Annotated in this window: 6 protein-coding genes and 1 pseudogene; 4 read left to right on the forward strand and 3 right to left on the reverse strand. The window is 45.4% G+C overall.

Features of this window, described 5'->3' with window-relative positions:
- Nucleotides 1–47: 47 nt before the first annotated feature.
- From Q0372_RS07370 to Q0372_RS07380, 3 genes and pseudogenes are all read left to right on the forward strand, one after another.
- A pseudogene (locus Q0372_RS07370) lies at nt 48–599 on the forward strand (2-oxoacid:acceptor oxidoreductase subunit alpha); the annotation flags it as partial.
- The gene (locus Q0372_RS07375) at nt 600–1,445 is read left to right on the forward strand and encodes a 2-oxoglutarate ferredoxin oxidoreductase subunit beta (protein WP_298104441.1); all 846 of its coding nucleotides are present in this window, start codon (nt 600–602) and stop codon (nt 1,443–1,445) included.
- Nucleotides 1,442–1,996 carry a 2-oxoacid:acceptor oxidoreductase family protein gene (locus Q0372_RS07380; protein WP_298104445.1) on the forward strand — a complete coding sequence of 185 codons (555 nt, stop codon included), beginning with the start codon at nt 1,442–1,444 and terminating at the stop codon, nt 1,994–1,996. Before Q0372_RS07375 ends, Q0372_RS07380 begins: the two co-directional genes overlap by 4 nt.
- 189 nt (nt 1,997–2,185) lie before the next feature.
- On the opposite strand, the gene Q0372_RS07385 is transcribed toward Q0372_RS07380, so the two are convergent.
- The 3 genes from Q0372_RS07385 to Q0372_RS07395 form a co-directional block, all read right to left on the reverse strand.
- Nucleotides 2,186–2,617 (reverse strand): hypothetical protein, encoded by a 432-nt coding sequence (locus Q0372_RS07385; RefSeq protein ID WP_298104448.1) that lies wholly within the window; start codon nt 2,615–2,617, stop codon nt 2,186–2,188.
- 50 nt (nt 2,618–2,667) lie between these two features.
- The gene (locus tag Q0372_RS07390) at nt 2,668–3,183 is read right to left on the reverse strand and encodes a hypothetical protein (protein WP_298104451.1); all 516 of its coding nucleotides are present in this window, start codon (nt 3,181–3,183) and stop codon (nt 2,668–2,670) included.
- Between the two features lie 229 nt (nt 3,184–3,412).
- Entirely contained in the window at nt 3,413–3,910 is a 498-nt protein-coding gene (locus tag Q0372_RS07395; RefSeq protein WP_177388326.1) for a hypothetical protein, read from the reverse strand.
- 210 nt (nt 3,911–4,120) lie between these two features.
- Between Q0372_RS07395 and Q0372_RS07400 the strand changes: the two genes are divergently transcribed.
- Nucleotides 4,121–4,295, forward strand: a 175-nt coding sequence (locus tag Q0372_RS07400; protein ID WP_298104453.1) for a flavodoxin domain-containing protein, incomplete at its 3' end; no start/stop codon positions are given.

Genomic DNA, 4,295 nt, shown 5'->3' on the forward strand with positions numbered 1-4,295 from the left:
ATGGAGAACAAACGCAGGGATTTTCTTAAAAAATCTCTAAAAATCGGCGCAGGGCGGAATTTAAAGGTAGTCCGAAAGATTATGAGCCCTATGATGCTGCGCCCGATAAGCCTGCGGTGCTAAATCCCTTTTTTAGAGGATACCACTATCACATAACGGGGCTGCATCACGGCGCGAAGGGCTTTCCGACCGAAAACGAGCAGATCGTGGATCGCTCTATAAAAAGGCTTTTTAATAAAATTTCGGCGCATGAAGATGAGATCGTGCAATACGAGGAATTTATGCTAGATGACGCTGATGCTTGCATCATCGCCTACGGCAGCGTTAGCCTAGCAGCAAAAGACGCGATTTTAAAGCTACGAGGACAAGGCGTGCGTGTGGGACTTTTTCGCCCGATCACGCTGTGGCCAAGCCCTGTGCGCAAGCTAAGAGAGCTAGGGGAGAGATTTAATAAAATTTTGATCGCCGAGCTAAATTTAGGGCAGTATCTGCTAGAGGTGCAGCGCGCTTGCTTGAGAGATGATTTTAAGACGCTTCTTAAGGCAAACGGCAGACCGATCAGCCCTAGCGAGATTATCGAGAAAGTAAAGGAGCTTTAAATGGCGTTTGATTACGATAAATATCTAAGAACGGACAAGATGCCTACGCTTTGGTGCTGGGGCTGCGGCGACGGAGTGATCTTAAAAGCGATCATCCGCGCGATTGACCGCATAGGCTGGAGTATGGACGATGTGTGCGTGGTAAGCGGTATCGGCTGTAGTGGCAGGATGTCGAGTTACATAGACTGCAATACCGTCCATACGACGCACGGACGCGCGATAGCTTATGCTACGGGTATCAAGCTTGCAAATCCAGGCAAACACGTAATAGTAGTCACTGGCGATGGTGATGGGCTTGCGATAGGGGGCAATCACACGATCCATGGATGCCGCCGCAATATCGATCTAAATCATATCTTAGTAAACAATTTCATCTACGGGCTTACAAACTCGCAGACGAGCCCTACGACGCCGCGAGGGTTTTGGACGGTTACGGCACAATACGGCAATGTCGATCCCAGCTTTGATGCGGCAAAGCTTGCGATCGCTGCCAGGGCAACTTTTGTCGGACGCGAGAGCGTGACAAATCCCGAAAAAATCGAGCGACTTTTGGCTAAGGGCTTTGAGCACGAGGGTTATAGTTTTTTTGATATTTTTAGCAACTGCCACGTAAATTTGGGTCGTAAAAATAAAATGAGCGAGGCGGTGCAAATGCTAAAGTGGCTTGATTCGCGCACGATTTCCAAAGCAAAATTTGACGCTCTTAGCGAGGATGAGCGAGTGGGTCTATTTCCGCTTGGGGTTTTACACGAAGATAATGAGCACACCGAATACACAAAGGCGTATCAAAAGGTGATAGATGCCGCACAAAGCGGCGAAGCGATAAATTTTGAAGGACTAAGATGAATCAATTAAGATTTGTGGGAGTGGGCGGTCAAGGCGTGATTTTAGCAGGCGAAATTCTAGCTGCGGCAAAGATTGCACACGGCGGCTATGGAATCAAGGCATCTACGTATACCTCTCAGGTACGTGGTGGGCCTACGAAAGTGGATATTATCTTAAGCGATGAAGAAATTCTATATCCTTACGCGAGCGAGGGCGAGATCGATTTCATGCTTGCAACGGCGCAGAGCAGCTATGATGCTTTCAAAAATGGCGTGAAAAAAGGCGGCGTGATCGTAATCGAGCCGAATTTAGTAGCGCCGAGCGATGAGGATAGGATAAACTTTAAAATTTATGAAATTCCAATCATTACCATCGCAAAATACGAGGTTGGAAATGTCATCACTCAAAGTGTCGTGGCTCTAGCGATCGCAGTAGAGCTTAGCCGCTGCATGGATGTAGGGCTCGTAAAAGAGCAAATGCTCCGCTCTGTGCCCGAAAAAACCCGCGCGCTAAATGAAAAGGCGTATGATTTGGGCATGAAATACGCGAGAGAGGTTTTTGAGACGGAGTAAAATTTTATGGCAGCGAAACGATAGAAGTGGGCGGTAATATTCTAGCGGCTTTATTCTTGCTTTTTTTTGCGAAGTGCATCAGCTATAAGGATGAAATTTATCGCGTTGTTAAAATTTTTATTTTGGTACAAGTATACTCATCGCTTTTCTTAAAGGATTACACTCACTATCGCTTAGGCAAATTTCTAATTACTCCTTTATCTTGCAAGAAAAATCCTTCTTGTCGCTGTTTTTTCCGTAACAAACCTTCTCAAAGTAACCGATAGCCCTATGTATATTTCCGCCGTAAAATATTTCATTCCCTGCTAGCAAAAAGCAATAATACATCATATCCGCCTCGCAAGCTTTCTTTAATGCTGAAACGGAATCTTTATATCTACCCATTGTAACCAAAAGCACCGCGCCGAGCGATCCGCAGCTTTCGTAATCTCCGCTATCGTACTTTTTGGATAAAATTTCGACCAGTTTCGTGCATGCGCTATATTTTCCATCGCCGCTATCACACTCTAAATTTAGCTCTTTTTCCTCCCAAGTTTTGAAAAAGCTCGAATCCATGGGTCTTGCCATACTAGAGCATATTGAAAATATCAAAGCCAAAACTATAAATTTAATTTTCTGCATTTTCTCTCCTATTTAAAATTTTGATATATAAAGTGGCTTTTTAAATAACATCATCTTACGCTTTTTAACAAAATTCTTGCTTTTTTTATAGGATTGCACTCGCTATCGTTTAGGCACTTTTCCAATTCCTCGTTTATCTTGCACGCTTCGTTTTTATATACGCTATCTATTCTTTTGCATGCCTTACCAAGATATTTAATTACCAAATTTACATCTCCGCCATAGTGTATTTCGGTCGCACTTAGCATATAGCAGTAGGTTACTACGCCGGCCTCACAAGCTTTTTTATAAGCGGAGGCGGAGTCTTCATATCTATTGGAGTCGAAAAGCGCTATGCCGAGCGATCCACAGCTTTCATAATCTCCGCCGTCGCACTTTTTGGATAAAATTTCGACTAGCCTCGTGCATGCACTGTATTTTCCGTTGCCGCTATCGCAAGCAATCGCTAAATCTTTTTCCTCTTTGGTTTTTAATAAATAATCCAAGCCTTCCGCTGCCGCAGCAGGGATTGCCGCAAATGCCGCCACAAGCGCAAGTAGCCAAATTTTAAGATAGAATTTTTTCATCGCACCCTCCGTTTCTAGGCGGCGATTATATATTAAAATATTTTAGCGGGCTCTTAAAATTTTGCAGAGTTAAAATTTCGATCACTCACTAAATTTAGCGGCGCTATTTTTGTAAGCCGCGCCGCTTCGGGATTTAAAACGCCGCTTTTAAATTTTTAAACATCGCGGTGAAATTTTAAAATTTCACCGCAAGCTTTGGGCGGCTTTAAATTTAACATACCGAGTTCTGTTAGCATCCAGAGTTTGGCTGCACCCGCGTTTCGCTGCCCGTGTGGATCAGCAGAGCCTTGCCGCGTCTAAATCTGCACGGCGGATCGGCTTGCACGGATGAGTACTCCTTGCCGTTTAGCTTGTAGATGATGTTGGAGCCTTGCACCGTCTTTTGGGAGTTTTGGATCGCATCTCCGGCGACCGCGCCCACTACCGCGCCGCCTACGAGCCCCACGGTCTCAGCTAAGCGCCTGCTGCTGCTATGTTTGCCGAGCTTATGCCCGATGACCGCGCCCGTAGTTCCGCCCGCGACGCCACCTAAAATTTTACCAGTATTGCCCTCGGAGCGCTCTACGTTTATTTTGGCGGGCAGGACATCGACGATCTCGATCCGATCGCTCTGCCTCATGCGGTTCGTCTCGCTCGCGTCATAAACATCTCCACCATATCGATCCTGCGGGGTCGCGCAACCACAAAGTGCGATCGCTGCGATCAAACATAATGTAAAATTCTTCATGTTTTCTCCTTTGTAATGAGCTTGACGACATTATACTGCGGGTTTTTATACGAGCGGTTAAGCGGCGGCGTTAAAATTTACCGGCTCGCTGCCGCTTAAAATTAGCTGGATACGAGGCATTGTGCCGTATCTGGGCGCCTTATAAAATTTTTATTTCACTCAAAATTTATCTTATTTTGTTAGAATCATTCTTATTTTTAAGGAGAGAAAATGAAAAAACTATTAGTTTACGCCACCAAAGGCGGCGATACGAAAGTCGTGAGCGAATATATCGCTTCAAAGCTCGGCTTTGAGATCAAGGAGGCCAAAGAGCTAAATGAGGAGGATTTGGCGGGCGCTAGCGCGGTTATTTTTGCAGCTTCGACGCACGGCGACGGACAGATCA

The sequence above is a fragment of the uncultured Campylobacter sp. genome (assembly GCF_937997405.1).
Classification (GTDB): domain Bacteria; phylum Campylobacterota; class Campylobacteria; order Campylobacterales; family Campylobacteraceae; genus Campylobacter_B.

Bases quoted from the DNA above. Each gene is read 5' to 3' on its own strand.
- Q0372_RS07375 (WP_298104441.1), top strand. From the start codon at position 600: ATGGCGTTTGATTACGATAAATATCTAAGAACGGACAAGATGCCTACG.
- Q0372_RS07385 (WP_298104448.1), bottom strand. From the start codon at position 2,617: ATGCAGAAAATTAAATTTATAGTTTTGGCTTTGATATTTTCAATATGC.
- Q0372_RS07395 (WP_177388326.1), bottom strand. From the start codon at position 3,910: ATGAAGAATTTTACATTATGTTTGATCGCAGCGATCGCACTTTGTGGT.
- Q0372_RS07390 (WP_298104451.1), bottom strand. From the start codon at position 3,183: ATGAAAAAATTCTATCTTAAAATTTGGCTACTTGCGCTTGTGGCGGCA.
- Q0372_RS07380 (WP_298104445.1), top strand. From the start codon at position 1,442: ATGAATCAATTAAGATTTGTGGGAGTGGGCGGTCAAGGCGTGATTTTA.